This is a genomic window from Pseudomonas morbosilactucae (assembly GCF_023241665.1).
Taxonomy (GTDB): Bacteria; Pseudomonadota; Gammaproteobacteria; order Pseudomonadales; family Pseudomonadaceae; genus Aquipseudomonas; species Aquipseudomonas morbosilactucae.
Map to the genome: position 1 here is coordinate 1 of NZ_JALQCX010000080.1, position 1,242 is coordinate 1,242.

Annotated in this window: 2 protein-coding genes; both read right to left on the bottom strand. The window is 63.7% G+C overall.

Annotated elements, in window-relative coordinates; all coding sequences use genetic code 11:
• Window positions 1-539, bottom strand: a 539-nt coding sequence (locus tag M1B35_RS30395) for a hypothetical protein (protein ID WP_268263902.1), incomplete at its 3' end; no start/stop codon positions are given.
• Window positions 536-1,072, bottom strand: coding sequence for a baseplate complex protein (locus tag M1B35_RS30400; RefSeq protein WP_268263903.1), 537 nt, complete (start codon window positions 1,070-1,072; stop codon window positions 536-538). The genes M1B35_RS30395 and M1B35_RS30400, both read right to left, overlap by 4 nt.
• Window positions 1,073-1,242: the final 170 nt, after the last annotated feature.

A 1,242-nucleotide genomic window follows, 5' to 3' on the forward strand; every position in this document is an offset into this window, starting at 1 on the left:
GGCAGTTGCAGCGGCTCCCGAGTGCCAAAGAAGCTGTCCGCCCAACTGCCCACAAACACCTCTCCGTCACCCTGCTGCTGCCAGATGAAGTCGGGGATGTTGAACACGCTGGCCAGGCTGTCCATGGCCAAGTAGCCGGTAGCCAGGCTGTAGAAGAACGGCGCCTTTACCCGGGCATAGGGTTGTGCCGGCACACGGAAGCGTAAGCCGGTCTTGGTGCTGATCTCGGCCAGCACCGCCTGCAGGTCGACGTGACGCAGGTTCAGCGGCAGCGGGTTGCCCAGGACGGCCGCCAGTTCGCGGCAGGCCAGGATCTGCTGTACGCCATTCGCCGCGGTCGATCGCTCCACGTAGCCGATGAAGTGACGCTGCAGCGTGCGTTCGTTGTAGCCGATATCCAGCGTTACCAGGCCTTTGACCGGAGCTGTGGCCTGGATTGTGAACGTCGCCCGGCCGGGGCTTTTGCTGTCCAGGCGAACGTCTTCCTTGACCAAGTCATGGACCTGGCCACCGATCGTCAACACCTTGTGCAGCTTCAAGACGTGCCGCCCAGGTAGTCATCCACCTTTTTCAGGACCGACTCAAAGCCGCTCAGCTCCTTGCCAGCCTCGCCACTGCCACCTTCGCCACCCACGCCTTGCCCGGGCGCCGATTGCGCGCTGACCGCGTTGCCGGCGCGGCGCTTCTCGACCTTTTCCGGGTTCGACAGCTTCTCCGATAGCGTGAACTGGACCAGCCAGGCCTTTAGCGAATCATCCTCCCGGGCGCTGACTCCCTCCGAGAACTGCGCCTCGCGCACACCGAAGGCGGCGGCCGTGTCGTTGACTACCCGGTACATCTTGAGTTGGCCACCGCCGGCGGTGGCTTCGGCCAGGCGCATCAGGTCGCGCAGCTGCACCTGGTCAACAAAGGGAATCATCAGCGTGACGGCCAGGGTCTTGGGCTTGAAGCCCTTGTGGGCCTTCTCGGTGTTGCTGGTCTGGCCTGACAGGTCGTCGCTTTCGATCCGCAGGTTGGCGGTGACCTTGAGGTTCTTGCCCCGGATCTGCTTACCATCGAGCAACAAGGTCATAGGCCCACCAGTTCACGAACAAAACTCAGGCCCTGGTGCGATCCGACCAGGAGCACGCCGGCGGACAGCACCCATTCGTGCCCCGGGGCGCGCCCTCCAACAAGGCCCGGCGCAGATCGGTGGTGTTGCCCGGGCCCAGGATCCGCGCACGCATACTGTGATCCTCATTA

What these genes read in the sequence shown, in the direction of transcription:
- M1B35_RS30400 (WP_268263903.1), bottom strand. Translation starts at nt 1,072, where the DNA reads ATGACCTTGTTGCTCGATGGTAAGCAGATCCGGGGCAAGAACCTCAAG.